Origin of the sequence: Chryseobacterium sp., from assembly GCF_022712095.1 — a bacterium.
Classification (GTDB): Bacteria; Bacteroidota; Bacteroidia; order Flavobacteriales; family Weeksellaceae; genus Chryseobacterium.
In genome coordinates this window covers 1-26,716 of the sequence record NZ_JALAHD010000159.1, presented here as the reverse complement: position 1 = coordinate 26,716, position 26,716 = coordinate 1, and the positions used below count along the sequence as shown (strand labels likewise).

The 26,716-nt window shown below is 35.5% G+C and carries 25 protein-coding genes and 1 riboswitch; of the genes, 16 read left to right on the top strand and 9 right to left on the bottom strand.

All coding sequences use genetic code 11. The features are described 5' to 3' along the window. Nucleotides 1-90: 90 nt before the first annotated feature. Nucleotides 91-195, top strand: a riboswitch (SAM riboswitch). Nucleotides 196-271: 76 nt separating this feature from the next. The 13 genes from Q0A18_RS08015 (at nucleotide 272) to Q0A18_RS07955 (ending at nucleotide 16,508) form a co-directional block, all read left to right on the top strand. Then, on the top strand, nucleotides 272-2,689 hold the full coding sequence (locus tag Q0A18_RS08015) for a TonB-dependent receptor (RefSeq protein WP_292009629.1): 2,418 nt from the start codon (nucleotides 272-274) through the stop codon (nucleotides 2,687-2,689). A gap of 6 nt (nucleotides 2,690-2,695) precedes the next feature. Then, nucleotides 2,696-3,997 (top strand): amino acid permease, encoded by a 1,302-nt coding sequence (locus tag Q0A18_RS08010; RefSeq protein ID WP_292009628.1) that lies wholly within the window; start codon nucleotides 2,696-2,698, stop codon nucleotides 3,995-3,997. 45 nt (nucleotides 3,998-4,042) lie between these two features. Continuing rightward, nucleotides 4,043-5,128, top strand: a complete 1,086-nt coding sequence (prfA, locus tag Q0A18_RS08005) for a peptide chain release factor 1 (RefSeq protein ID WP_292009627.1) — start codon at nucleotides 4,043-4,045, stop codon at nucleotides 5,126-5,128. 124 nt (nucleotides 5,129-5,252) lie between these two features. Beyond that, a complete protein-coding gene (locus Q0A18_RS08000; protein WP_292009626.1) occupies nucleotides 5,253-7,361 on the top strand; it encodes a prolyl oligopeptidase family serine peptidase in 2,109 nt (702 codons plus the stop codon). Between the two features lie 91 nt (nucleotides 7,362-7,452). Next, nucleotides 7,453-9,579, top strand: coding sequence for a methylmalonyl-CoA mutase (gene scpA, locus Q0A18_RS07995; RefSeq protein WP_292009625.1), 2,127 nt, complete (start codon nucleotides 7,453-7,455; stop codon nucleotides 9,577-9,579). 57 nt (nucleotides 9,580-9,636) lie between these two features. After that, complete coding sequence (locus Q0A18_RS07990) at nucleotides 9,637-10,137, top strand: hypothetical protein (protein WP_292009624.1); 501 nt, start codon at nucleotides 9,637-9,639, stop codon at nucleotides 10,135-10,137. A gap of 70 nt (nucleotides 10,138-10,207) precedes the next feature. Further along, entirely contained in the window at nucleotides 10,208-10,954 is a 747-nt protein-coding gene (locus Q0A18_RS07985) for an AraC family transcriptional regulator (RefSeq protein ID WP_292009623.1), read from the top strand. Between the two features lie 29 nt (nucleotides 10,955-10,983). Next, the gene (locus Q0A18_RS07980) at nucleotides 10,984-12,135 is read left to right on the top strand and encodes an NAD(P)/FAD-dependent oxidoreductase (RefSeq protein WP_292009622.1); all 1,152 of its coding nucleotides are present in this window, start codon (nucleotides 10,984-10,986) and stop codon (nucleotides 12,133-12,135) included. Nucleotides 12,136-12,590: 455 nt separating this feature from the next. After that, nucleotides 12,591-13,328 (top strand): hypothetical protein, encoded by a 738-nt coding sequence (locus Q0A18_RS07975; RefSeq protein ID WP_292009621.1) that lies wholly within the window; start codon nucleotides 12,591-12,593, stop codon nucleotides 13,326-13,328. Nucleotides 13,329-13,356: 28 nt separating this feature from the next. Next, on the top strand, nucleotides 13,357-14,748 hold the full coding sequence (locus Q0A18_RS07970; protein ID WP_292009620.1) for an RtcB family protein: 1,392 nt from the start codon (nucleotides 13,357-13,359) through the stop codon (nucleotides 14,746-14,748). Nucleotides 14,749-14,760: 12 nt separating this feature from the next. Beyond that, nucleotides 14,761-15,306, top strand: a complete 546-nt coding sequence (locus Q0A18_RS07965; RefSeq protein WP_292009619.1) for a hypothetical protein — start codon at nucleotides 14,761-14,763, stop codon at nucleotides 15,304-15,306. A 1-nt stretch (nucleotide 15,307) separates the two neighbouring features. Further along, entirely contained in the window at nucleotides 15,308-16,006 is a 699-nt protein-coding gene (gene prfH, locus Q0A18_RS07960; RefSeq protein WP_292009618.1) for a peptide chain release factor H, read from the top strand. Beyond that, complete coding sequence (locus tag Q0A18_RS07955; protein ID WP_292009617.1) at nucleotides 15,993-16,508, top strand: hypothetical protein; 516 nt, start codon at nucleotides 15,993-15,995, stop codon at nucleotides 16,506-16,508. Before prfH ends, Q0A18_RS07955 begins: the two co-directional genes overlap by 14 nt. Before the next feature lie 22 nt (nucleotides 16,509-16,530). Here Q0A18_RS07955 and Q0A18_RS07950 read toward each other — a convergent pair whose 3' ends face one another. After that, nucleotides 16,531-16,815, bottom strand: a complete 285-nt coding sequence (locus tag Q0A18_RS07950; RefSeq protein WP_292009616.1) for a cytochrome c — start codon at nucleotides 16,813-16,815, stop codon at nucleotides 16,531-16,533. Between the two features lie 141 nt (nucleotides 16,816-16,956). Here Q0A18_RS07950 and meaB point away from each other — a divergent pair, with 141 nt between their 5' ends. Further along, complete coding sequence (gene meaB / locus Q0A18_RS07945) at nucleotides 16,957-17,946, top strand: methylmalonyl Co-A mutase-associated GTPase MeaB (RefSeq protein ID WP_292009615.1); 990 nt, start codon at nucleotides 16,957-16,959, stop codon at nucleotides 17,944-17,946. Here the strand turns inward: meaB and Q0A18_RS07940 are convergent. Next, nucleotides 17,943-18,482, bottom strand: a complete 540-nt coding sequence (locus Q0A18_RS07940) for a DUF4251 domain-containing protein (RefSeq protein ID WP_292009614.1) — start codon at nucleotides 18,480-18,482, stop codon at nucleotides 17,943-17,945. The genes meaB and Q0A18_RS07940 overlap by 4 nt on opposite strands. Before the next feature lie 110 nt (nucleotides 18,483-18,592). Between Q0A18_RS07940 and Q0A18_RS07935 the strand changes: the two genes are divergently transcribed. Both Q0A18_RS07935 and Q0A18_RS07930 read left to right on the top strand, forming a co-directional pair. Next, nucleotides 18,593-19,399, top strand: a complete 807-nt coding sequence (locus Q0A18_RS07935) for a M48 family metallopeptidase (protein WP_292009613.1) — start codon at nucleotides 18,593-18,595, stop codon at nucleotides 19,397-19,399. Between the two features lie 47 nt (nucleotides 19,400-19,446). Continuing rightward, a complete protein-coding gene (locus Q0A18_RS07930) occupies nucleotides 19,447-19,758 on the top strand; it encodes a hypothetical protein (protein ID WP_292009612.1) in 312 nt (103 codons plus the stop codon). Between the two features lie 34 nt (nucleotides 19,759-19,792). Here the strand turns inward: Q0A18_RS07930 and Q0A18_RS07925 are convergent, their stop codons facing one another. From Q0A18_RS07925 to pgi, 7 genes are read right to left on the bottom strand one after another with little or no spacing between them, the layout of a single operon-like run. After that, the gene (locus Q0A18_RS07925) at nucleotides 19,793-20,410 is read right to left on the bottom strand and encodes an outer membrane beta-barrel protein (RefSeq protein WP_292009611.1); all 618 of its coding nucleotides are present in this window, start codon (nucleotides 20,408-20,410) and stop codon (nucleotides 19,793-19,795) included. Then, nucleotides 20,394-21,209: an ATP-binding cassette domain-containing protein gene (locus tag Q0A18_RS07920; protein ID WP_292009610.1), complete on the bottom strand. Its 816-nt coding sequence runs from the start codon at nucleotides 21,207-21,209 to the stop codon at nucleotides 20,394-20,396. The genes Q0A18_RS07925 and Q0A18_RS07920 overlap by 17 nt, the downstream gene beginning before the upstream one ends. Further along, entirely contained in the window at nucleotides 21,210-21,962 is a 753-nt protein-coding gene (locus tag Q0A18_RS07915) for an ABC transporter permease (RefSeq protein WP_292009609.1), read from the bottom strand. Nucleotides 21,963-21,997: 35 nt separating this feature from the next. Beyond that, the gene (locus Q0A18_RS07910) at nucleotides 21,998-23,368 is read right to left on the bottom strand and encodes an exopolysaccharide biosynthesis polyprenyl glycosylphosphotransferase (RefSeq protein WP_292009608.1); all 1,371 of its coding nucleotides are present in this window, start codon (nucleotides 23,366-23,368) and stop codon (nucleotides 21,998-22,000) included. 42 nt (nucleotides 23,369-23,410) lie between these two features. Continuing rightward, nucleotides 23,411-24,040: a 7-carboxy-7-deazaguanine synthase QueE gene (locus Q0A18_RS07905; protein ID WP_292009607.1), complete on the bottom strand. Its 630-nt coding sequence runs from the start codon at nucleotides 24,038-24,040 to the stop codon at nucleotides 23,411-23,413. Nucleotides 24,041-24,047: 7 nt separating this feature from the next. Beyond that, entirely contained in the window at nucleotides 24,048-24,932 is an 885-nt protein-coding gene (locus tag Q0A18_RS07900) for a bifunctional 5,10-methylenetetrahydrofolate dehydrogenase/5,10-methenyltetrahydrofolate cyclohydrolase (protein WP_292009606.1), read from the bottom strand. A 31-nt stretch (nucleotides 24,933-24,963) separates the two neighbouring features. Next, nucleotides 24,964-26,604 carry a glucose-6-phosphate isomerase gene (gene pgi / locus Q0A18_RS07895; RefSeq protein ID WP_292009605.1) on the bottom strand — a complete coding sequence of 547 codons (1,641 nt, stop codon included), beginning with the start codon at nucleotides 26,602-26,604 and terminating at the stop codon, nucleotides 24,964-24,966. Nucleotides 26,605-26,716: the final 112 nt, after the last annotated feature.

Here is a 26,716-nt window from a genome sequence, read left to right as displayed (position 1 = left end):
TGACTGAAGTGTCTATAAAATAAACTTGAGACAATTGGTTTTTCAATTATTTTTTTCATTTCTTTTAAAAAATAGTCTACTTTTGCGGTAGATTTATTGAGAAAGGTGGAGGGATTTGGCCCGGAGAAACCTTAGCAACCTACATTTTCATTTATTGTAAAGGTGCTAATTCCAACCCAATGGGGAAGATAAAATCACATTCCAATTCTTCTTAATGATCTTCTATGCTTTAAATTTTTATAATAAATTATTGATTAGGATAACATCTGAAATGAAGAAAATTAGTGTAAGTATATTGTTTTTCAGTACAGTTCTTTTGTGGGCTCAGGAAAAAGAAAAACAGATCGAAGATATTGTAATGGTGGGAAGCCGTAATGCGAACAGGACAAAAGTAAATACGCCTGTTCCTGTAGATGTCGTAAATCTCGATAAAATACAGAAATCTTCACCACAAACTACCGTACAGGATATTTTAAATTATATTATCCCTTCTTTTAACTCTGTGCGACAGTCTTCTTCCGATGGAACGGAACATATTGATCCGGTAACTCTGAGGGGTATGGGACCGGACCAGGTTTTGGTTCTCCTGAATGGTAAAAGAAGGCATACCACATCCTTGGTCAATTATCAGAACACTGTAGGAAATGGCTCTGTAGGAACGGACCTTAGTACAATTCCAGTTATTGCCATTGACCGGATTGAAGTGCTAAGAGACGGAGCTGCGGCACAATACGGATCAGATGCTATTGCCGGGGTTATTAATATTATTCTTAAAAAAGATATAGGGCTTACAGCAAGTGCTACCTATGGGCTTACAGGGCGTAATGACGGAGAAACCTATCAGGCAGGAATTAATTATGGGTCTTCTTTGGGGAATGATGAGGGGTTTGTAAATCTATCTTTGCAGCTTAACTACAGAGGAAAAACAACCAGAACTCAGAATCATAACTTAGATATTTTCGGAGATAATTTTGCCTATGACTTTGCTGATGATCCTGCTGCTGCAAGAGCGAACGATGATGCCATCATTAATGAGAGAGGTCTTACGCGGGATTATTTTAACTTTCAGATTGGAGATGCAGAAATAAAACAGGGGCAGTTGTTTTTTAATGCTGAATACCCCTTTAACTCCAGTTTAAAACTATACAGCTTTGGAGGATTTAGTATAAAAGAAGGAGAAGGCTATGGTTTTCGAAGACTTCCGAGTGAAACGTCAAATGTAGTTTCCGCTTTATATCCCAACGGATTTCAACCTGTCTTAGGATCCAGAATCTACGATATGTCTTATGCTGTTGGAGTAAAATATGATTGGAATCAATGGATGTTTGATCTAAGCAATACTTTCGGGACTAATATATTTGAATATGACGTAAGTAATACCAATAATGCTTCGTTAGGTATAAATTCTCCTACAAGTTTTTATGCAGGATCTCACAGTTTCTTACAAAATACTATTAATCTGGATATTTCCAAGAAGCTCAGTAAATATTTTAATCTGGCATTGGGGGGGGAGTTTAGGTTTGAACAATATCAGATCAAACAGGGAGAGGAAGCTTCGTATACCCAATATGATATTTACGGAAACCCTGCAACAGAATCTTCACAGGTGCTCGGCGCCGGTGGTTCCCAGTCTTTTACAGGCTTTTCTCCGGATAATGCTCTGAGAAAAACAAGAAATTCAAGTGCGGTATATGCAGATGTTTCATTTGATCTGAATAAAAAATTAAATATAGATGCTGCTGCCAGATTTGAAAACTACTCAGATTTTGGAAATACACTCAATGGGAAATTAGCGGTAAGATATGAAATCATTAAGAATCTGGCAGTAAGAGCTGCAGCAGGAACAGGCTTTAGAGCTCCTTCTTTACAACAGACGTATTTTAATAACTCTTATGCAGATATCTCTACTTCAGGGTCAGGGATTGTTACCAAAGGAATTTTCAGAAATGACAGTGAGGTAGCAAAGGCATTAGGATTTGATAAGTTAAAACAGGAGACCTCTTTAAATGCAAGTGCAGGATTAACCTTTAAACCTGTAAGTAAACTTTTCATTACCTTAGACGGATATTTCATTAAAGTAAAAGACAGAATTGTGATTACCGGAAATATCACAGATCCTTTACTGGCACAATATGGGGTGGAAAGTGGAAGGTTTTTTGCTAATGCCGTAGATACAGAAACAAAAGGAGTGGATTTAGTTGTTTCCTATGACTGGAATATTGGAAGAGGAAAGCTTAATGCCAGCTTGGCGGGAAATTATACAGAAACAAAAATTACCTCTTTTCATTTTCCTGAAAATTTAACACCCACTCGGGAAGAATTCTTCGGCCCTGACCAGATCAACATCATAGAATCCTTATCACCTAAAACAAAAGCTAGTTTAGGACTTAATTACAGTATCAGTAAATTTAATTTCCTGGTTAGAAACACTTATTTTGGAAAAGTAATAAGAGACGGATATCCATATGGAGGGATCCAGGAATTTTCTCCAAAGGTGGTTACGGACATCAGTGTAGGATATGATATATCAAAACATATCAACTTTACCATAGGTGCTAACAATGTATTTGACGTATTCCCGGATTTGCAGATCTATGAAAATTCATATTATGGCATATTTAAATATGCACCTGTACAAATGGGAACATTAGGAAGTTATTTCTTTGGAAGAGTTAATTTTAATTTTTAAAAATAAATGAGTGATTCTCCTTCACATAAAATTGGTTGGAAGACAGCCACATCGATAGTCGTATCAAGTATGATAGGAACCGGTGTTTTTACAACACTTGGTTTTCAACTGATGGATATTACCAATACTTACAGTATCATCTTGTTATGGATAATCGGAGGGATGCTTGCTTTGTTCGGAGCATTCTGCTATGCGGAATTGGGTACTTATTTTAAAGGAAACGGAGGAGATTATATTTACCTTTCCAAAACCTACCATCCTATGCTTGGATATTTGGTGAGCTGGGTTTCTCTGATTATAGGTTTTTCTTCACCGGTAGCACTCGCTGCATTGGCAATGTCCAAATACCTTTCGGTTTTTAATTATGATTTTGGAAATACCTTCGCCATACTCATAATCGTTCTTGTTTCCCTGTCATTATCATTTAGTTTAAAGGCATCAAGCAGATTTCATAATTCTTTTACCTTGATCAAGATTATTTTTATAGTAATACTTGTGATCGCGGGAGTTGGACTTTCTGAGCCTGGGATAGGGAACAGTTTAAGTTTTGATACAACCTGGAAAAAGGAAATAACAATGCCGGCCTTCGCCACATCATTAATATTTGTTACCTATTCTTATACCGGATGGAATTCTGCATCTTATATAGCTGGAGAAATCAGGGATGTAAAGTATAACCTTCCTAAAGCTTTAATAATAGGTACCATTTTTGTGACGGTCGCTTATGTATTGATTAATTATGTCATGCTTAAACATGCTCCTTTAGATCAGTTGGTAGGAAAGGAAGATGTGATGGCTGAAGCTGCTAAAAATATGTTGGGAAGCTCTTCAGGTAAGCTGATTAATATTTTTATTGCACTTCAATTGATTGCAACCATAAGCGGATATCTTTGGGTAGGTTCAAGACTAACCCAGGCCTTTGCGAAAGAAAATTATTTATGGAGATCACTCTCGGTTAATAATAAAAGAAATATTCCTGTAAGAGCTATTTTTGCCCATACGGTAATTGCTATTGTCATTATTCTTTCCGGAACTTTTAAAGAAATATTTGTATATACGGCGTTTCTTCTTCAGCTATTTGCCAGTTTATCTATATCCACTGTGTTTTTTCTGAAAAAGAATCAAAGAAGGATTTTTAAATCTAATATATTTTATATTTTTCCAACAATATTCCTTCTTTTCAGTGCATATATCATATACTTTACTTTTATTAATAATCCAAAAGAAAGCCTTATCGGAATGGGTATTGTCTTATTTGGGGTTATTTTATACGGAATAGATATAAAACTTTCTAAAAGGGAATTATAAAGGGTTTTTAAAATTTCGTATCTTTGCAGGCACAAAATTTCTACAATGTCTAAATCATTAATTCCAAAATTAGAAGCTATAAAACAACGATATAATGAGGTGGCAGACCTTATTATTCAGCCTGATGTAATTTCAGATCAGAAAAGATATTCTTCTCTGAACAAGGAATATAGTGATCTGGGTAAAATTGTAAGAGTATATGATCAGTATAAATCTGCTCTAGATACTATTGAAGAATCAGATGAGATTATTGCAGATGGTTCAGATAAGGATTTATCGGATTTAGCTAAAATGGAGAAATTGGAAGCTCAGGAAAAGATTCCTGGATTGGAAGAAGAGCTGAAAGTGTTGCTAATCCCAAAAGATCCTGCTGATGATAAAAATGTTATTGTAGAATTACGTGCAGGAACAGGAGGGGATGAGGCTGCCATTTTCGTGGAAGATATTTACAGAATGTATTCCATGTACTTTAAAACAAAAGGATGGAGACATGAAGTTACAGATTCCAACGAAGCGGCTAAAGGATACAAAGAATTAATCATGAAGGTAGAAGGAGAAGGTGTGTATGGAATCATGAAATTTGAATCAGGAGTTCACCGTGTACAGCGTGTTCCGGAAACAGAATCTCAGGGAAGGGTTCATACCTCTGCTATTACAGTTGCCGTACTACCGGAAGCTGAAGAAGTAGATGTGGAAATCAATCCTGCGGATATTGAAATGCAGACTTCCCGTTCAGGAGGGGCTGGAGGACAGAATGTTAACAAAGTAGAAACGAAAGTTCAGTTAACCCATAAGCCTTCCGGAATTGTAGTCGTATGTCAGCAGGCACGTTCACAGTTAGCTAACCGTGAACTGGCAATGGAAATGCTTCGTGCCAAATTATATGATATTAAACTGCAGGAAGTTCAGGGAGATATTGCTGCCCAAAGAAAAACAATGGTTTCAACGGGAGACCGTTCTGCAAAAATTAAAACGTATAACTATCCTCAGGGAAGGGTTACCGATCACAGAATCAATAAATCAATGTATAATCTCGATGCTTACATGAATGGAGATATTTCAGAAATGATTGATGCAGTGATCATGGCGGAAAATGCAGAAAAAATGAAAGGAGAAGAAGAAAATTATTAAAAATAAACTCAATTAAACAATATAAAGTCCCGATTTGTCGGGATTTTTTTGTTTCAAATTGATGGTGTTTCTTACACCGGTTTTCATTTAATATATTTATGTATTTTTGATAAAACCGTTTAGTATGAATTTTAAACCGATTGTATTAACAGCTGGAGTATTGTTTTCAGCAACATTCTATTCTCAGAAAATGAACTATCCTAAAGCTTTAAAAGGCAACCAGACAGATGCTTATTTCGGAACATCTGTAGCAGACCCGTACAGAGACCTGGAAAATGATTCCGAACCGACTAAAAAGTGGGTAGATGAAGAAGTTTCCTTTAGCCAGAATTATCTTTCAAAAATCCCGTTCCGTGATCAGGTTAAAAATCAATTGACAGAGATCTGGAACTATGAAAAAATTTCAGCTCCCTCCGTAGAAGGAGATTACACATACTATTCTAAAAATAACGGATTGCAGGCTCAGTCAGTTTTATATAGAACCAACAATAAAACCAAAGTAACTGAAGAGTTCCTTGACCCTAATAAATTTTCAGAAAAAGGAACTACTTCACTTTCTCAGTTATCTTTCAATAAGAAAGGAAACTTAGCAGCATATTCAATCTCAGAAGGCGGAAGTGACTGGAATAAGATCATCATCATCGATGCAATAACAAAAAAGCAAATCGATGAAACGCTGGTAGATGTTAAATTCAGTGGAATTTCATGGCTGGGAGACGAAGGGTTTTATTACTCAAGTTACGACAAGCCTAAAGAAGGAACAGTTCTTTCCGGGATGACGGATAAACACAAAGTTTATTTTCATAAGCTGGGAACAAAACAGAGTGAAGATCAGCTTATTTTTGGTGGAGAAAAAACACCGCGAAGATATCTTGGCGCCGGAGTTTCCGAAGATCAGAGATATCTTATTATTTCAGCAGCAAATGCTACAAACGGGAATGAACTTTATATCAAAGACTTAAAGAAAGGGGGAGATTTTGTTCAGATCGTAAAAGGATTTGATATCAATGCCAATATAGTAGATACGGAAGGAGATGACCTTTTCATTTTTACAGATAAAGATGCTCCCAATATGCGTCTGGTAAAAACAAACATACAAAAACCAACTCCGGAAAACTGGAAAGATGTAATTCCTCAGACTGAAAATGTATTGGGAGTCTCTTCCGGTGGAGGTTATTTTTTTGCAACTTACATGATTGATGCTATTGATCAGGTAAAACAATATGATAAGAACGGAAAGTTGATAAGAGATATTTCACTTCCCGGAAAAGGAAATATTTCCGGACTTGGAGGAAAGAAAAAAGAAAAAGATCTTTATTTTTCGTTTACCAATTACATTACTCCCGGAACAATTTATAAGTTCAATGCAGATTCCGGAAAATCGGAAGTTTACCAAAAACCTAAAGTGAAATTCAATCCTGATGATTATATTTCAGAACAGGTTTTTTATACATCAAAGGATGGAACTGAGGTTCCAATGATGATTAACTATAAAAAAGGAATCAAACTTGATGGTAAAAATCCTACTATCTTATACTCATATGGAGGGTTTAATATCAGCCTGCAGCCGGCTTTCTCCGTAGTAAATGCTATATGGATGGAAAACGGGGGGATTTATGCTGTTCCAAACATCCGGGGAGGAGGTGAATACGGAAAGAAATGGCATGATGCAGGAACCAAAATGAAGAAGAAGAATGTATTCAATGACTTTATTGCAGCAGGAGAATATCTACAGTCCAAAGGATATACTTCCAAAGAATATATGGCACTTTCCGGAAGATCAAACGGAGGACTTTTAGTAGGAGCCACAATGACTATGCGGCCTGATCTTGCAAGAGTGGCTTTCCCTGGAGTAGGTGTGCTTGATATGTTGAGATATAATAAATTTACAGCAGGAGCAGGCTGGGCTTATGATTATGGAACAGCTGAAGACAGTAAAGAAATGTTTGAATATTTAAAATCCTATTCACCGGTTCATAATGTAAAAGCGGGGACATGTTATCCTTCAACGATGATTATTACAAGTGATCATGATGATAGAGTGGTACCGGCTCACTCCTTTAAATTTGGAGCTGAGCTTCAGGAAAAACAGGCATGCGATCGTCCTGTCCTTTTAAGAATTGAGAAAAATGCCGGACACGGAGCCGGTAGGGCAACGGATCAGATCATAAGTGAAAATGCAGATCTTATCTCATTCGCACTCTTTGAAATGGGAATTAAAAAACTGAAATAAAAAAGATAAGCACCTGAAATAATGGTGCTTTTTTTATGTTAAATATTCATTTGAAAATACGTAAATTTAGCAACCTATAAATCTGAAAAGTATGAGAAGAGAAGTTAAAAATAAAACTCCTCAATTTAATCTGGTTGGGAATGAAACGGAAATTTATCGTTTTGAAAAAGACGGGCTTCAGCTTCAGTCATCTTACAAAGAAGAAGACGTCCTCAATAAAACCTTAATTCATACAGTACCGGGAATAGCTCCTTATTTAAGAGGACCTTATTCCACTATGTATGTGCAGAAACCCTGGACAATCCGTCAGTATGCAGGATTTTCTACTGCAGAAGAATCTAATGCTTTTTATAGGAGAAATCTGGCTGCCGGGCAAAAAGGACTTTCAGTGGCTTTTGATCTGGCAACACACAGGGGGTACGATTCAGATCATACAAGAGTGGTAGGAGATGTGGGGAAAGCAGGTGTTGCTATAGATTCAGTAGAAGATATGAAGATTTTATTTAATGAAATACCATTAGATCAGATCTCTGTTTCTATGACAATGAATGGCGCAGTACTTCCAATCCTGTCATTTTATATTGTGGCAGCAGAAGAACAGGGCGTAAAACAGGAACTGCTTTCAGGAACTATTCAAAATGATATTCTGAAAGAATTCATGGTAAGGAATACTTATATTTATCCACCGGCTCCATCCATGAAGATTATCGCTGATATTTTTGAATATACTTCCCATAATATCCCGAAATTTAATTCAATCTCCATTTCCGGTTATCATATGCAGGAAGCGGGAGCAACTCCTGTTTTGGAAATGGCTTACACTTTGGCGGATGGATTGGAATATGTAAGAACAGGAATCAAAGCAGGAATGAATGTGGATGATTTTGCCCCCAGGCTTTCATTTTTCTGGGCTATCGGAATGAATCATTTTATGGAAATTGCTAAAATGAGAGCTGCACGATATATCTGGGCTAATCTTTTAAAACAGTTCAATCCCCAGAATCCAAAATCTCTGGCTCTAAGAACACATTCCCAAACCTCAGGATGGTCTTTAACGGAGCAGGAGCCATTTAATAATATTACAAGAACCGCTGTTGAAGCATTATCTTCAGCATTAGGAGGGACCCAGTCCCTTCATACCAATGCTTTAGATGAAGCGATAGCGCTTCCGACAGATTATTCGGCAAAAATTGCGAGAAATACTCAGATTATATTGCAGCAGGAAAGTGGAATATGTGATGTGGTAGATCCTATGGGAGGAAGTAATTTGGTAGAAAGCCTTACCCAGCAGATGATCGAAGAAGCGATGAAATATATTGATGAGGTAGAGCAGGAAGGAGGAATGACTAAAGCCATTGAAGCCGGAATTCCTAAAATGAGAATTGAAGAAGCTGCTGCCAGAAAACAGGCTAAAATTGATAGCGGGGAAGAATTCATTATTGGAGTGAACTCATTTAAATCTTCATTAAAACAGGATGAAATAGAAATCCTGGATATCGATAATACCGAAGTTCGTAGAAAACAAATCGAAAGATTGAATACTATAAAAGCAGAAAGAAATAATGAAGAAGTTCAGCAGATCCTGAATGATATCAGGGAAAGCGCTAAAACGGGAAAAGGAAATCTCCTTGCATTATGTATTGAGGCTGCCCGAAGAAGGGTGACCTTGGGAGAAATGAGTGATGCTATGGAAGAGAGCTTTGGAAGATATAAAGCAAATATTCAAACAATTTCCGGTGTATATGCTATGAATGCAGGTAAAAACGAATACTTTGAAAAAGCACTTCATCTTACTCAGCAGTTTGAAGAAGAAGAAGGACGCCGTCCAAGATTAATGGTTGCTAAAATGGGGCAGGATGGACATGACAGAGGAGCTAAAGTTGTAGCAACGGCCTTTGCTGATATGGGATTTGATGTTGACGTTGCACCCTTGTTCCAGACCCCTGAAGAGGTAGCTAAACAGGCGGTGGAAAACGATATACATATTCTAGGAATATCTTCCCTGGCAGCAGGGCATAAAACTCTGGTGCCTCAGGTTGTGGAAGAACTTCAAAAACTCGGTGCCGATGATATTACTATTGTAGTCGGTGGGGTTATTCCTCAACAGGATTATGAGTTCCTTTACAATAACGGAGCTGACTTTATTTTTGGTCCCGGAACTAATTTGCCGAAATGTGCCGTAGATATTTTAAAAGCTTTCATAAATCAGGAAAAATAAAATAATATAAGGGGGTATTCTGTATGATTTTTGCACTATAAGAATAAAAATTTTATTATGCCTTATACAGTAATATCAGTATTTCCTGCATCTGTAGATGTGGAAGAAGTGAAAAAAGACTTGTTGAACCATGGTTTTGATGAATCAGATGTCATTGTGTCCAAATCGAAATTACATGAAGGATCATCTTCTGAAAACTATGAAGAAGATGAAAAAACAAAAAGCTTTTGGGACTTTCTTTTTGTGAAAAAAGGAGAATTGTTATCAGCATACAGTAAGGAAAGTGTGGGTAATCATGACGTTGTAGTATATACAGACAGTCTTGAAGAGGCTCAGAAAGCCAAAACTTTTCTGAATGAAAAAGGAGCTATTGAAGTATACAAAAAACAACCGGAAAGCAGCGAAGAAAAAACGGTTGCCGATCTTCCTGAAGATGTATATAACGGAATTATCGCCAAGGCAAGGCATAGTGTTTATTTTCTTGATCCGGAAAGGGTTTATAAACCTAATAGCAGGGGAATGGACAGAGTAATGGATTCTTTAGGATCTAAAGATTAAATTAAAATTATAGTATATTAACCTATGAAAAGTTTCGTGTTTTTTATAGGTTTTTTATTAAAATATAATAATGGATCAGATTGAATATCAATGTCTACACCCCCCTGACGAAATCGCAGATTTTGTAGAAAGCTTCTGGATGTTGGAGAACCATTCTGATAAAAAAAGAGAAGTAGTGCTTTTGCCTGATGGAAAAGTGGATATTATTTTATCTCGTTCTTCCTTAGATCCCTTTAATATTATCCTCTTAGGAATTGAAACATTACCGGATCAAATTGTAATTCCAGCAAAAACAAGAATGTTTTCGATAAGTTTTAAACTTTCTGCTGTAGAATATATTTTAAAAGAACCAATTGCTGATCTTCTGCGAAAAGCAAAAATACTTGATAAGAACTTTTGGGGATTTCATAAAGAAATGTTGAATGATTTTAAGGTATTTTATGAATATTCGTCTCAGAAAATTATTGAATCCCTCCCCAAAGAATTAGATCCTAGAAAAGGAAAACTTTTCAGGGAATTATATGCTTGTGAGGGAGATATTTCCATAAACGATATCTCGGAAAAAATAGGTTGGAGCAGCAGGCAGATAAATCGATACTTCACAAAGGAATTCGGATTATCTTTGAAATCATACTGTAATATCCTTAGATTCAGAGCTTCCTTGGGACATATCAAAGAAGGAAAACTTTTTCCGGAAAAGAACTTTTCGGATCAGGCACATTTTATTAAAGAAGTTAAAAAACTTGCAGGAGTTTCTCCTAAAGAATTATTCAAAAATCAAAACGACCGATTTATACAATTTTCCACTTTATCTTAAGCCTAATTTTGTAACGTAAAATATAAAATATGTTACTGAATAACAAAAAAATAGCCATTATTGGGGGCGGTCCTGGTGGATTAACCTTAGCTCGTTTACTACAATTGAATGGTTCAGAAATAAAAGTTTATGAAAGGGATTATAATAAGGATGTTCGTGTTCAGGGAGCCACTTTGGATCTGCATGATGAATCTGGTCTGGAAGCTTTAAAAAGGGCGGGACTTTTAGAAGTCTTCTATTCAAACTACCGTCCGAATGCGGGGAAAATGAGAATTGTTGACCAAAATATGAACATTTTTCATGATGATCACCACAATAAAGAATACTCTGAAGATCGACCGGAAATAGATAGAGGTCCTCTGCGTAAAATACTGTTGGACTCTTTGAAACCCGGAACTGTTGTCTGGGATAGTAACTTCACTTCTTTAGAAAAAAACGGTAATGGATGGACTATTCATTTTAAAAATGGAAATTCCGAATATGCCGACCTGGTGATTGCCGCTGATGGTGCAAATTCAAAGATACGCCCATATGTTACTGAAATCTCTCCTATTTATTCAGGAGTTACTATTCTAGAGGGAAATATTTACAATGCAGATAAAAATGCCCCTATCTTAAACAAGTTAGTGAAAGGTGGAAAAGTTTGTGCTTTTTACAACAGCAAATCTATTATTTTAAGCTCAAAAGGAGATGGAAGTTTGTCTTTTTATACTGGATGTAAAATAGATGAAAATTGGGCGGAAAATTCAGGGATTGATTTTAAAAATAAACAATCCATATTCAATTGGTTTAAACAAGAATTTAGTGATTGGAATCTGGGTTGGAATGAACTGTTTTCCGGCGATGAGGTATGGTGTATGGCAAGACCTCAATATCATTTTCCTTTGGATCAGACCTGGGAAACTTTACCAGGTTTGACTATGTTGGGAGATGCTGCCCACCGAATGCCTCCTTATGCTGGAGAAGGTGTTAATATGGCATTGCAAGATGCATTTGAACTTGCTGAATGTCTGACCCATAATAACTTTAAAACAATAAAAGAAGCCCTTTCATGTTATGAAGAACAAATGAAGAAAAGAGCATCCAAAGTCACAGAAGATACACTTGATAATACAGAGATGCTTCACTCAGAAAGTGCTCTAGAACTGATGGTCAGTATGATGAAAGGTGAGTTTTTTTGAAAAAAAAATTTTAAGGATAAAAAAAATAATATATCTTTGCACCAAGAAATAAAGTTTAACCATTTAAAAAAACAACGAAGCAATGTTCAATACGATTCAGAATTCTACAGTTGGGTTACCGCTTATGGTGGTAAGGCTTCGTGGTTTGGTACATTCTTAGAATAATATTACTATAGATATCAAAAACCCGAAGTCGTACAGATTTCGGGTTTTTTGCGCGCTATTTCAAATTTAAATTTTTCCGAAATCTTTTTAATAAGTCATTTATCATTTTGCTATGGTTTCAGCCATCATGTATTCTCTGTCTTGAAAATTCATGAAAAGGATTGTAAAATCATATTCAGATTATCATTTAATAAAGCGGATTGTAAGTAAAATCCTTTAGCAGATGATAGAAACATTTATTAACTAAATTTTTAGTTAATAAGAATTTTGATGAATAATATGTAAATAAAATGGCAGATGATCAACTTCTGTTCTATCGACTAAGAAGTCTTCGGAGCAGAAAAAGAACGATAAAAAAAGATATAGAAAAACAGATAAGACAAAAGTATAAACGAAGAAATGAGCTTTGTATAATCAGATGTAATATACCCTGGATTCCACTTGAAGAACCCTATCAAAGAGGATTTGTAAGATTTTTTGTTGTACGTGATGATGTAAAAAGGTCCAAGCAGGGAGAATTCTTTGAAGAGCTTCTAAGAAAGATTAATACGAATATGTATTCACCAGTCAGAAAGTTTCTAAAGAAGAAAAGAAAATGGGGTAAAAAGATATATGTCGCCCGGGAACAGAAGCTCAGGAGAATTTATTGGTATGAATGGAACAGTGAAAAGCTTAAGCTTTCAGATGCAGAAAAACAATGTTTTATAAAAAAAGAGGAATATTGTTTTGCAGGGAAAACCCGTAAGGTTTATTATGAGTTTATAGAGCCCTGGAGATTTGTACTGAGAGTGAGGCCCAATATGATTACTCATTATAAACCGATAGATGCAGATCTGGAATGTGAAGAAGAATATTTATCATCTCATCTGGCAAAAAACAAGATAAAAGGTATTCTTACTAATAGGATAATAGGGAAATCTTATCGATGGAATTCTAAGAAAGAATATCCGAAGCCTATCGGGACTGGAAAATTTTTCAGTCAACAGCAATCGGCAATGGAATTAGCGGATTGCTTTCAGGACTTATAGGTTCTGAATCAAATTTAAAACAAAGACAATGGGAAATTTAAAACTTAAAGGAAAAGATATATTAAAATTAGGATATCCAAATAACCAGAGTATTACAATTGCTTTGGAAGTAATGAAAAGAAATTTTGCTACAAAAAATATTCATTATGTAAAATCTCTTTTAAAAGATATTCTGGTTAATCCTGAAAATTATGAAAAGGATTTAACCTTCGGGCAGATTGCAGAAGCGCTGCTTGCTTCCAAAAAAACAGAAAAAAGAATGCTGAATACACAGCGTGCCTCATTTCAGGTTTTCGGAACTCAGATTTCAGATGAAGCAAAAAATCAGTTGTATACCGCATTGAAATTGCCGGTATCGGTTCAGGGAGCTTTAATGCCTGATGCTCATAGTGGTTACGGGCTCCCAATCGGAGGAGTTCTGGCTGTAGAAAATGCTGTAATTCCTTACGGAGTAGGAATGGATATAGGTTGCAGAATGAGTTTAAGTATTCTGGATACACCAATTTCATATCTGGATGGAGCAAAAGATAAATATGAAAATGCTTTAGCCGAACATACCAAATTCGGGATGTATGAAACTCATAAGTCACATGCAGAGCATGAAATATTTGACAGAGATACATTTGATCTGATTCCGGTGTTGAGAAGATTAAAAGGAAAAGCGGTTAAGCAGATGGGAACTTCAGGAGGGGGAAATCACTTTGTGGAGTTTGGAGAAGTGGAAATCACAGAAGAAGATGAACAGATAGGACTTGCGAAAGGAAAATACTTGGGAATTCTTTCTCACAGTGGTTCCAGAGGGCTGGGAGCAGAGATTGCCCAGTACTATTCCAGGGTAGCAAGAGAACAGTGTCCTTTACCAAAAGAAGCTCAACAGTTTGCTTGGTTAGACCTGAATACCCATTTAGGGTTGGAATACTGGACAGCTATGAATCTTGCAGGAGATTATGCTTCAGCCTGTCATAATGATATTCATAGAAGATTGGTGAAAGCTATCGGGGGAAGAGTAAGAGCCCGAATAGAAAATCATCACAATTTTGCATGGAAAGAGGTTCATAACGGAAGAGAAGTCATCGTTCACAGGAAAGGAGCGACTCCGGCTAATGAAAATGAATTGGGATTAATTCCGGGTTCTATGACGGCAAAAGGATTCATAGTAAAAGGGAAAGGAAATCCGGAATCATTAAATTCAGCTTCACATGGAGCAGGAAGAGCTTTTTCAAGAGGAGAATGCAGAAACCGATTCACTCAAAATGACATTAAAAAAGAATTAAAATTTAAGAATGTCGTATTGATGGGAGGGAATACAGAGGAAGCACCTATGGCTTATAAGGATATTAATGAAGTCATGAATGCTCAGAATGAGCTGGTGGATATTCTTGGAACATTTCAACCGAGAATTGTAAGAATGGATAAATAAAAAAATAAGAAAATGGGAGCACCACATAATATAAAAAGATACGGAGAAACCTGGCCGGAATTCAGAATTGACAGTGGACTGTTAATTTTAGAAAAACTGAAAGATAAGATCATTCTATCAGGAGGTTGGGCATGGCATTTCATGTCGGAACCGGGACATACAGAGTATAAACATGCACATGATCATAAGGATATAGACATTTTTGTAAAGAAAGAAAATGTGGCAGAAGTCATCATTATCCTCCAACAGGAAGGTTTTCAGAAAGTCTGGACACGATATGATCATTTACCCAGTGAGGAAAACTTTCGCAGATATGAGAAAACTGTAGAATCGGATCATGGAAAATCCCATAGGATTACCATCGATTTCTTTGAAAGGAATGATTTGGAAACGGTTAAAATCAATGGTTTTACAGTGGTAAGACCTGATGTTTTACTTTCATTTTACAGGAACATACACTCCAGTGATAAATGCTGGGCGGTAATGGCTGCAAAAGATTTACTGGAAAAAAGAATTGATCCCGTAGGGCATCCACGGTTAAGTGAAATGCCAAATTAGAATGGAAAAATTAATACAGATTACTTCAGGAAGAGGGCCTTTGGAATGCCAGTGGGTAGTAGCAAAAGTTCTGAAGGTCTTCCTCGAAGAAGTAAAACAGGAAAAGATAGACTATGAAATTATTCATAGGCAGGAAGGTGATGAAAACCTGACATTAAAATCAATAACTCTCCTTTTAAAAGGAAAAAAAGTTTCACTATTCCTGAAAAACTGGGTAGGAACGGTTGCATGGACCGGAAAAAGTACATTCCGGAAACTGCATAAAAGAAGCAATTGGTTTATTGGGATTTTTGAAATTGAAGAATTGGAAACCATTGATTTTAATGAAAAAGATATTCAGTTCCAGACAACGAGAAGCCAGGGAAGTGGCGGACAAAATGTAAATAAAGTAAATACAGCAGTTCGTGCTACTCACCTTCCGACAGGATTAAGTGTTTTTACACAGGACTCACGTTCCCAGCTAGAGAATAAAAAGCTTTCTATTACTCGACTGAAAGAAAAAGTGACAGCTCAGTATATTCAGCAATTAGAGAGAAGAATGCAGGAAACCTGGAACAATCACCTTCAGGTAAAAAGGGGTAGTCCCGTCCGTACATTCTCCGGGACTGATTTTAAAAAAAATCATCAGGACAAGTCTTTTAAAAAGCAGAGAAACGCTTTGAAAAATGAATTAAAAAATTATAAAAATGATCTTAACTAAAAATAAATATTATTTTGAAGCATTGGATAATTATCCTTACTGTCTTCCCGAGTGTCTGGAAGCACTGAATTATGCATTGTCTTATGATCCGGAAGACGCAGACAGTCTTTGTTTAATGGGAAGAATATATAGTGAAACGCTGAATGATTATGAGAAAGGCAAATTATATTTTGAAGAAGCGATGCAGTGTGATATTACCAATCTTAATACTCCCCAATATTATATAAAATGTCTTTTAGATAATGAAGATCTTGAGGAGGCAGAAAAACTTATTAAATTTTCTTTAAAGCTTAAAGGGATTGATAAGTCAAAAATACTTTATTATAAGTCTCTGCTTTTTGAGATCAGGCTGGAATATAAAAAAGCATTGGAGTTTTTGAAAGAAGCAAAGAGTTTCAGCTATAATAATTCAATGACAGACTTTCTGGAAAACAGAAAAAAATTTTTGAAAGATAAAATGAAAGAAGGGAAAACCAGAATAAAAAAGAAGAAGACTAAATAAGTCTTCTTTTTTTATTTTGAATTTATTTTTTTACTGAAACAATATAATCATAAACAAGCTGGTGCTGTTCATCATTCAATTTAGCTTTGGGAGCCATTGCATTCATAATTCCTACCCATTGTACAGGAGTATGTGCAGTAGGTTCCGGTAAATCATGACATCTTCCGCAAGAATTATCGAAAATTGTTTTTCCCTGTGCTAATTTTTCTGCAGAAGTATTCACAGGCCCTGTAACAGCAGATGTTTTAGGTGTACATGAAGCGAGTACTATAGAAATAAAGAACGATGATACAATTAATTTTTTCATAATGATTATAGATTTATTATGAACAAAAATAATGAAATACTGTTATCGTTTAAGAGATGAAAGCTAGTTTTAATTTAGAAGAAATAAAATTAAAGCGGCTTCCTATGGGATATTGAAGGTTATTTTTATATTTTTGAATAGATGAAATTTTCTACAGAAGAGCTTATGAATGGTATACGGTCAGGCAACAAACGTCTGATTGCAAAAGCCATTACTTTAGTTGAAAGTAAAAAAGCGGAACATAGAGAGCAAGCCGAAGAATTATTAAAGAAGATAATGCCTTTTACAGGCAATTCTATCAGGGTTGGGGTAACCGGTGTTCCCGGTGCCGGAAAGTCAACATTTATAGAAAGCTTTGGAAGACTTGCTATTTCTCATGATAAAAAAGTTGCGGTTCTGGCAATAGATCCGAGCTCTGCGATCAATAAAGGAAGTATTCTGGGTGATAAAACCAGAATGGAAGAATTAGCCAAAGAAGAAAATGCTTTCATCCGCCCTTCCCCAAGCTCAGGATTTTTAGGTGGAGTAGCTAACACGACTTTTGAGACGATGCTCATCTGTGAAGCTGCAGGATATGATTATATTCTTATAGAAACCGTTGGAGTAGGGCAATCTGAAGTATTGGTTGCGGATATTACCGATGTCTTTTTATTTCTGAAAATTATTGGAGGCGGAGACGAACTTCAGGGAATAAAAAGAGGAATTATGGAAATGCTGGATCTCATTTTCATTAATAAAGTAGATGATTCAAACAGGCAGAAGGCTAAGAATACAAGACTTGAACTTAAAAGAGCACTGGACTTTATTCCGCCCAAAGAAAAAGACTGGAAAGTTCCTGTGCTTTTAGGATCTGCATTACAGAAGGAAGGACTGCAAGAGCTATATCAGAGAATTGATGAATTCATTAATTTAAAAAAACAAAACGGAAATTTTGAGTCTGTAAGAATACAGCAGTCAGAAAAAAGATATGAATATTGGGTCCAGGAATATATTTTGTCGATGATCAAAAAGGATGCTACAGTAGAAGATGCTTATCTTCAGCATAAAAAAAATGCTTCAGAACTGATTTCAAATCCGAGTACCGAAGCAAAATTATTTGTTGAAAATTTTCTTTCTAAAAATAAGACTTAAGATTTAGGAATTTCATTATTCGAAATGTATCCATCATAGGAAATAGGTTGTCTGTCACTACTTCTCATAGATACGAAGGCTTTTCCGTTTTTAAATACCTCCATAATAATATCAGAAACATTACTTACATCATTAGGTTTAATTTTAATTACCCAGTTTCCTTTTTTATTTTGAGATTTACTGACTGTAAAATCTTTTGAGGTAAATCTGTAACTATTTTTGTCAACATTTCCTAAAGAAGGATTAAACAATCTTCCGAAATAAGGAAGTACAACTTCCAGATTGTCTTTTTTCAGTTCAATTGTGTAATTACCGCCACTAAGGTCTAAAACCCTTGTAGAAGTAGAATTAGGAATTGAATTCATTATGTTGATTACATCATAATTGGTAGGATTTGCTCTTTGGGCAAAAAAGGTAAGCTCACCTGAATTTATCAAAGTATCTACTGTTTTTGAATCTGTTGTGTTCTGTGAAGAACAGCTTTGAAAAAATAAAATTGATACAAAAACAAAGAATATGGCAATATGATTTTTCATGATCGTAATAATTATTAAATTTAAATAGCAAAATGTATGCAAATATATAGCTTATCAATCCTTTTGGAATAGAAATTGTAAACCTTGAAATATAAATATAATTATAGACTATGAAATTTACACACCTATTAGGAATTGGGGCAGCCGTTTTATCGGTTGCAGCTTGTACTACTAACCCTATTACAGGGAGATCGTCTTTGCAGCTGGCCAATAATTCTGAAATATTGACAATGTCTGCTACGGAATATAAAACAACGCTTGCAGATTCCAAAGTGATTACAGGAACAGCTGATGCCAATAAGGTAAAAACAATAGGAAGCAGAATAAAAGGAGCTGCAGAAAAATATTATCAGAGTATAGGAAGATCTTCTGATCTGGCTAATTATCAGTGGGAGTTTAATCTTTTACAAAGCAATGAATTAAACGCATGGTGTATGCCTGGAGGTAAAGTGGCCGTATATACAGGGATTTTACCGGTGACAAAGAATGATAACGGATTGGCTGTAGTAATGGGGCACGAGGTGTCTCATGCGTTGGCAGGTCATGGTAATGAAAGAATTTCTCAAGCTATGGTTGCACAGTATGGAGGTGCTATTTTAGGAAGTACTATTTCTAATGCTCAGTGGGCTAATATTTTTCAAGAGGTTTACCCGATAGGATCACAGGTAGCATTATTGAAATATGGAAGAAATCAGGAGTCAGAAGCAGATAAAATGGGATTATATTTAATGTCAATGGCCGGATATGACCCAAGAGAAGCTATCCCTTTCTGGAACAGAATGGAGGCCGCATCTACAGGAAGTAAAACTCCTCAGTTTTTGTCTACTCACCCGAATCCTGAGACCAGAATTTCTGATATTCAGAGAGATTTACCGAAAGCATTGGAATATTACAAAGCAGCAGGTGGTAAACTGTAAATTTTCATTAAATTTGAAGAAGTTTTCTAACTTTAAAACACAAGATTATGAAGAGTTTATCACTTACAGGGTTTGTACTTTTAGCTGTATCTGCTCTGTTATTTTATCTTACAACTGACTTTGCAGTAGAGCAAATTAAGCTTTCTCATATTATGGGTATTATGGGAGGTATTGGAATTGGCCTTATCATTGGTGGAATGGTGGGGTATATGAGTAAAGGAAGCGCTATAAAAGCAGAGCAGAAGAAAAAAGAATTTAAACAACTGCAAAAAGAAAAAGAGGAGCTTGAGAAACAGGCTGCCGAAATAGCAAAACGTCAGGCAGAGCTCGACGCACAAAATAAAAATCCTCAATTTTAATTGAGGATTTTTTATACTTTTTATTTTTTTATATTTAGAATTTATAACCCAAACCTACCATAAATAAATTAGGTCGGTTATCATATCTCACTTCATCACCTGATACGGAGTTGATAAATTTTCGGGTATCTTTACTGAATGCTCCTTCATATTTTGCATTTACAATCAGTTTCTTAATTTCAAGCTGAGCTCCGAACTGATATCCAACGGTAAAATCATCCTTTGAAATTTGCTTAAAATTGTTAAAGTTCTTTTCTTTATCCAGATTGAAGCTGGCAACAGGACCTACAAATACACCTAACATGTTTCCAAGTACATTGTGTCCTATAAGAACAGGAACATCTATTCTGTTGGTTTTAATATCAAAAGAAGTGTTGGAGCTGGAGTCCGTAAAATCATTTTTAAAGTGGGTATAATATACTTCCGGCATTAGGAAGAATGAAGCGGGTAAGGATGCCTTTAATGACAAACCTAAATTGAACCCCACATTGTTCTTACCCTTTCCTTCCACAGCTTGGTCAACAGTCCCTTTTATATTTTTCCATGAAGGAGATCCTGTCGGGAATATTAGGTTGGCCTTTCCTGCCAGTGAAATTTGGGCAGATGCCCACATAGAAAATCCTATTAATGCTATACTAAGTATCTTTTTCATTATCGTCTATTTTAGTAATTGTATTTTCAATAGATTTATTATTTTCAAGCAGATACTCTCTTAATTCTTTGAAGAGCTCTGAAGAATAAACGAAGTCAATTAAATTTTTATTGCCTGCGGTAATCAGTATGTCTTTATTTCCTTCCCATTCTTTAATTCCTAATCTCAGATATACAATTTTCTCTCCAATCGTCATTACAGAGTTCATATCGTGTGTATTGATAATGGTTGTCGTGTTATATTCCTTGGTAATTTCCAATAGTAAATCATCGATTACATTGGATGTATAAGGATCTAGACCTGAGTTAGGCTCATCACAAAATAAATATTTGGGATTATTAACAATTGCTCTTGCAATGGCAACCCGTTTTTGCATTCCTCCTGAAATTTCAGAGGGAAATTTTTTATTGGCTTTATCCAGATGTACTCGTCCGATGACTTCAAAAGCTCTTTTTTTCTTTTCTCTGTATGTTAAATTAGTAAACATATCCAGTGGAAACATGATATTTTCCTCTACCGTCAAGGAATCAAATAATGCTCCTCCCTGGAAGACAGTTCCTATTTCTGTCCGTAGATGTTGTTTCTCTTCCCGGGACATCACATTGATGTCTCTTCCGTCAAAAAGGATTTCTCCGGAAGAAGGCTGATAAACATTCAATAAACTTTTCAGAAATACCGTTTTTCCGGAACCACTCTGCCCAATGATCAGGTTTACTTTTCCTTTATCAAATGAAGTTGAAATACCCTTAAGAACTTCAACGTCATCAAAACTTTTTTTAAGATCTTTTACCTCAATCATTTAGCTCAAAATTAATTGGGTTAATATTAATTCGGAAATAATGATAAATACCATGGTCCAAACTACAGCCTGAGTACTTGCTCTACCTACTTCCAATGAACCCCCTTTCACAAAATATCCGAAATAAGAAGGTACTGTAGCGATGATAAAAGCGAAAACAGCCGTTTTTATAAATGCATAATAAATGAATAAATTGGGCATATACATCTGTATACCAACAATGTAATCATTTTCTGTCCAGTTTCCGGTCAAAATTCCCGCTATGTAACCTCCTCCTATACCAAATACAATACTGATGGCAATAAGTAAAGGATTAAAAATAATACAGGCAATAATTTTTGGAAAAATCAGATAATTCGGTGAATTAACTCCCATAATATCCAAAGCATCAATTTGTTCGGAAACCCTCATTGTCCCAATACTTGAAGCAATATATGAGCCAACTTTTCCTGCTAGGATCAAACTGATGATGGTAGGAGAGAATTCGAGAACAAGAACCGCTTTGGTTGCATATCCTACAAATGAAGGAGGAATAGGAAATGAAGAGGCATCAAAGTTGTTAAACATTTGAATGGCTACTACAGCTCCCACGAATATAGAGGTAAAGATAACCAACCCGAAAGAGTTGACACCTAAATCATTTATTTCTCTCATAAGAAGTTTCCAGAAAACCCTCATTTTTTGGGGTTTTTGGAGTGATTTACCTAGAAGAATAATGTATTCTCCTACAGCTGTAAAAAACTTTTTTAACATTCTGCAAAATTAGACTTTTTTTATTAAAGCATTATTTATTTTGCTTTTTTATCTCCACTTATTACTAATAAAATAGTTTTCAGAATAATGACCAAGTCCAATACGAAACTCCAGTTCCGTACATAGAAAGCATCAGCCAGAATCCGTTTATTCATTTCAATTTCCACATTTCCAGAATCACCCCTCAGTCCACTTACTTGTGCCAGACCTGTAATCCCGGGGCTCACCATGCTTCTTAAACTGTACCGCCCGATCTTCGGTTTATAATAATCATCTACAGCCAACATATGAGGTCGTGGCCCTACAACAGACATATCTCCCTTTAATACATTGATGAATTGCGGCATCTCATCCAGGCTTGTCTTTCTTAAATAATTCCCTATTCGGGTAATTCTTGAATCATTTTCACTGGTTGTTTTCTTTGCTGAATCCTCATTTACAATCATAGTTCTAAATTTAATGCAGGTAAACACTTCTTCGTGGAATCCATACCTTTTCTGAAGAAAGAAAACAGGACCCTTAGAACTTATTTTTATAAATATGGCAATAACAGGGAATAACCATGAACATATAAAGACTAAAATAAAAAAAGAAAATATGATATCAAAGGTTCTCTTTAATAAAAAATTAAAGTAGTAATCCTGAGGATACCGGGCCTGATTGAGAACCGGGTGCGTCTGAATATAATCAAGGTCATAAAGAAAGAAATCGCTTTGAGTGATATTAGGGATCAGCGTTATATGTACCTTATTATCTTCAGCTAACTGGAAAATTTCATTTTCCGTTTTTTTAGTGAAGTTATTTTCAATAGGAAGATACAATGTGTGAATTCCATTTTTTTTCCAGAACTCAACTAATATTTCATTGTCTATTTCCAGATGATTATACGTGAATATCTTATATCCGTAATCCTTTCGGTCTTCTAATATATTTTTTAATATTTCAGTCGAATTATTTTCGTTTAGAAACATCACGTTTCTATGGTTAATCCCCAGTGACCTGAAATACTTGATGATAAAATAGACGGTGGATTTAATAAGGAAAATAAAAAAAACCAGATAAGTCCCTAAACGATAGATATCCGAATTAAAAAATACATTCCGGCTTACTTTTCCGATCAGAAAAACTCCGAGGATAAAAATAAGAGAATGAATTAAAAGTCTCTCCAGAAACAGAGTATAAGTAAGATTTCTTGTAATATTATAAATTTTGGTTCTTCCACTTAGCAATATCCAAAATAAAAAGAGAAGAATCAAAGAAAAGATATTCTGATACCATGTTTCTTCATTATAAGCCAGATTTTTATTTCTTGTAATAAAAAAGAATATAAAAACAGAAGCTATAACCCCCAGGTCAAGCGAAATAATAATGAGTTTCAGGTATCTGGAATATCGAATTCTTTGCATCTGTCGTCTGGAAAGTTACGAAGAGTACAAAACTACATATTTTTATGGGATATTCAGATATTTATGTGTCTGTACAGAAGCCTGCCATTTAGGATGTTCCAAAATGAAATCTGTTATTTTAGGATACATTTCATCCCTTTTGCTCCATTCGCTTTGAAGATATAGTTTACAGTTTTCAGAAACTTTTGCAGCCTGTTCTTCAGCAAATGCAAAATCATGATTGTTAAACACAATGAGCTTAAGCTCATGAGCCTTGCTGTAAATTTCTTCTTTTGGAAGGCCTGTTTTCTTGGGAGAAAGTGTAATCCAGTCCAGCTGTCCACTCATAGGATAAGCTCCGGAAGTTTCAATATGAATAGTACATCCTAACTCCTTCAATTTGGATGTAAGAATGTCTAAATTCCACATTAACGGTTCTCCCCCCGTTAATACAATTGTTTTACAATGCTTAGCTGCTGTTTCTGCAATTTCTTCTGCATTCATCAGCGGATGTAATTCCGGATCCCAGCTCTCTTTCACATCACACCAGTGGCACCCTACATCACACCCTCCCAATCTGATGAAATAAGCAGCTTTTCCTGTATGTGCTCCTTCTCCCTGAAGAGTGTAAAAATGCTCCATCACGGGGAGCATTTTACCTTCTTTTAATAAAATATCTTCTTCTTTGTTCATTTTAAATTTAGTCGTTATAGACTGAAGTTTTGTAAGCAATGATGGTGTTTTTCATCAGCATTGCTCTGGTCATAGGTCCGACACCTCCCGGAACAGGAGTGATCCAACTTGCTTTTGCTGCACAGCTGTCAAAATCAACGTCACCTGCAAGATGATATCCTTTTGGAGAATCGTCGTCTACTCTTGTAATACCCACATCGATTACTACTGCTCCTTCCTTGATCATATCTCCTTTTAAGAAATGAGGATCTCCCAAGGCAGTAATCACTATATCCGCTTTCTTAGTATATTCTTCAATATCCTTAGTATAAGAGTGTGTAAGTGTCACCGTTGAATTTCCTGGAAAATCTTTTCTTCCCATTAATATACTCATAGGTCTTCCTACGATTTTACTTCTTCCGATGATAACACAGTCTTTACCTTTTGTTTCTATATTGTATCTTTCTAATAATGTCAGAATTCCAAATGGAGTGGCCGGTAAAAAAGTAGCCATTTCCAATGCCATTTTTCCGAAATTTTCAGGATGGAATCCGTCTACATCTTTTCTCGGATCAATTGCCATGATGATCTTTTCCTGATCAATCTGCTTTGGTAACGGTAATTGTACAATGAATCCGTCTACAGCTTTAGACTTATTTAATTCATCAATCTTTTCCAGTAGCTCAGATTCAGAAACAGTACTTGGAAATTTTAAAAGAGAGGAACGGAATCCTACTTCTTCACAATCTTTTACCTTACTGTTTACATACGCCTTACTTGCACCATTGTTTCCTACAAGGATAGCTACCAAATGTGGAGCTCTTCTTTTGCTTTCAAGGATCTTTTCAACTTCTACCTTGATTTCTGCCTTGATTTCCTTGGATATCTTTAGTCCGTCAAGAATTTCTGCCATTTTTACAATTTATTAGATATTGAGTTCAAATTTACTTATTTCTTTTATAGTAATTGATCAGACCATTTGTAGAACTATCATGAGAGCTAATTGCTTCATTATTTTCAAGTTCCGGTAATATTTTATTGGCCAATACCTTTCCTAATTCTACTCCAAACTGATCAAAACTGAATATATTCCAGATGACTCCCTGAACAAAAATTTTATGTTCATACATAGCGATTAACTGTCCTAATGAAAAAGGATTTAATTCATTGAATAGTATAGAGTTAGTAGGAGTATTTCCCTGGAAGACCTTATAGTTGAGAAGTTTTTTAACCTCTTCATCAGATTTTCCTTCTTTTTTTAGTTCTAATTCAACTTCTTCTTCTGTTTTTCCGAATGCAAGTGCTTCAGTCTGAGCAAAAAAGTTGGCTAAAAGCTTATCCTGATGATCTGAAATTGTATTGCTGCTTTTTGCATACGCAATAAAATCTGCAGGAATAAGTTCTGTGCCTTGGTGAATCAATTGATAGAAAGCATGCTGTCCGTTTGTTCCTGGTTCTCCCCAAATAATGGGTCCTGTTTCATATTCTACAAATTCACCGTTTCTGTCAACAGACTTTCCGTTACTTTCCATATCTCCCTGCTGAAGATAAGCTGCAAATCTGTCTAAATATTGAGAATATGGTAAAATAGCATAGCTTGTTGCCGCATAGAAATTGCGGTACCAGATTCCTAATAGACCCATTAAAACAGGAATGTTTTCAGAAAATTCGGCAGTCTGGAAATGTTGATCTGTATCAAATGCTCCTTTTAAAAGCTGTTCAAAGTTTTCATACCCTACAGCAAGAACAATGCTTAATCCGATAGCACTCCAAAGTGAGTATCTTCCGCCAACCCAGTCCCAGAATTCAAATATATTCTCCTCCGCAATTCCGAACTTTTTAACTTCCTGAACATTAGTGGATAAAGCTACAAAGTGTTTAGCAACATCTTCCTGCTTTCCAGCCTTTAAAAACCAGTCTTTTGCTGAGTGGGCATTCGTCATGGTTTCCTGTGTTGTAAACGTTTTGGAAGCAATAATAAAGAGAGTGGTTTCCGGATTTAAATTTTTAACGACTTCTGCGATATGGTTTCCGTCCACATTAGATACAAAATGAACATCTAACCTTGTTTTGAAATGTTTTAAAGCCGAGCAAACCATTACAGGTCCAAGATCAGACCCCCCGATTCCTATATTGACAATATCCGTAATCTCTTTTCCGCTGAATCCTTTATGAGTTCCGGAAATAATTTTTTCGGAGAAAGATTTCATATGATCAAGAACTCTTTTGATTTGAGGCTTGATATTTTCTCCGTCTACCAAAATTTCTTTGTCTGAAAAATCTCTTAAAGCGGTATGAAGAACTGCTCTTCCTTCTGTTTCATTGATCTTATCTCCTGAAAACATTTTGTTGATAGCATCCTTAAGCTGGCATTCTTCAGCCAGATTTAATAGAAGCTGTTTTGTTTTAGAATTGATCAGATTTTTAGAATAGTCAAAAAGGAAATTTTCTCTTTTCAATGAAAACTCTTCAAAACGATTGTGATTAGCCTGAAAAAGCTCTCTCAGTTCAAAATCATTATCGGCAAAATGTTCATCAAGAACTTTCCAGCTGTGGGTTTGTATAGGGTTTATTTTTGATAGCATAAATTAGGAATTAATTGTAGATATTGGAAAATAAGACTGAATTCAATTCATGAAAATTTCATTTCATATTTTCCGATTGGCAAATTTAAGGAAAAAATGAATGGTGTGAATG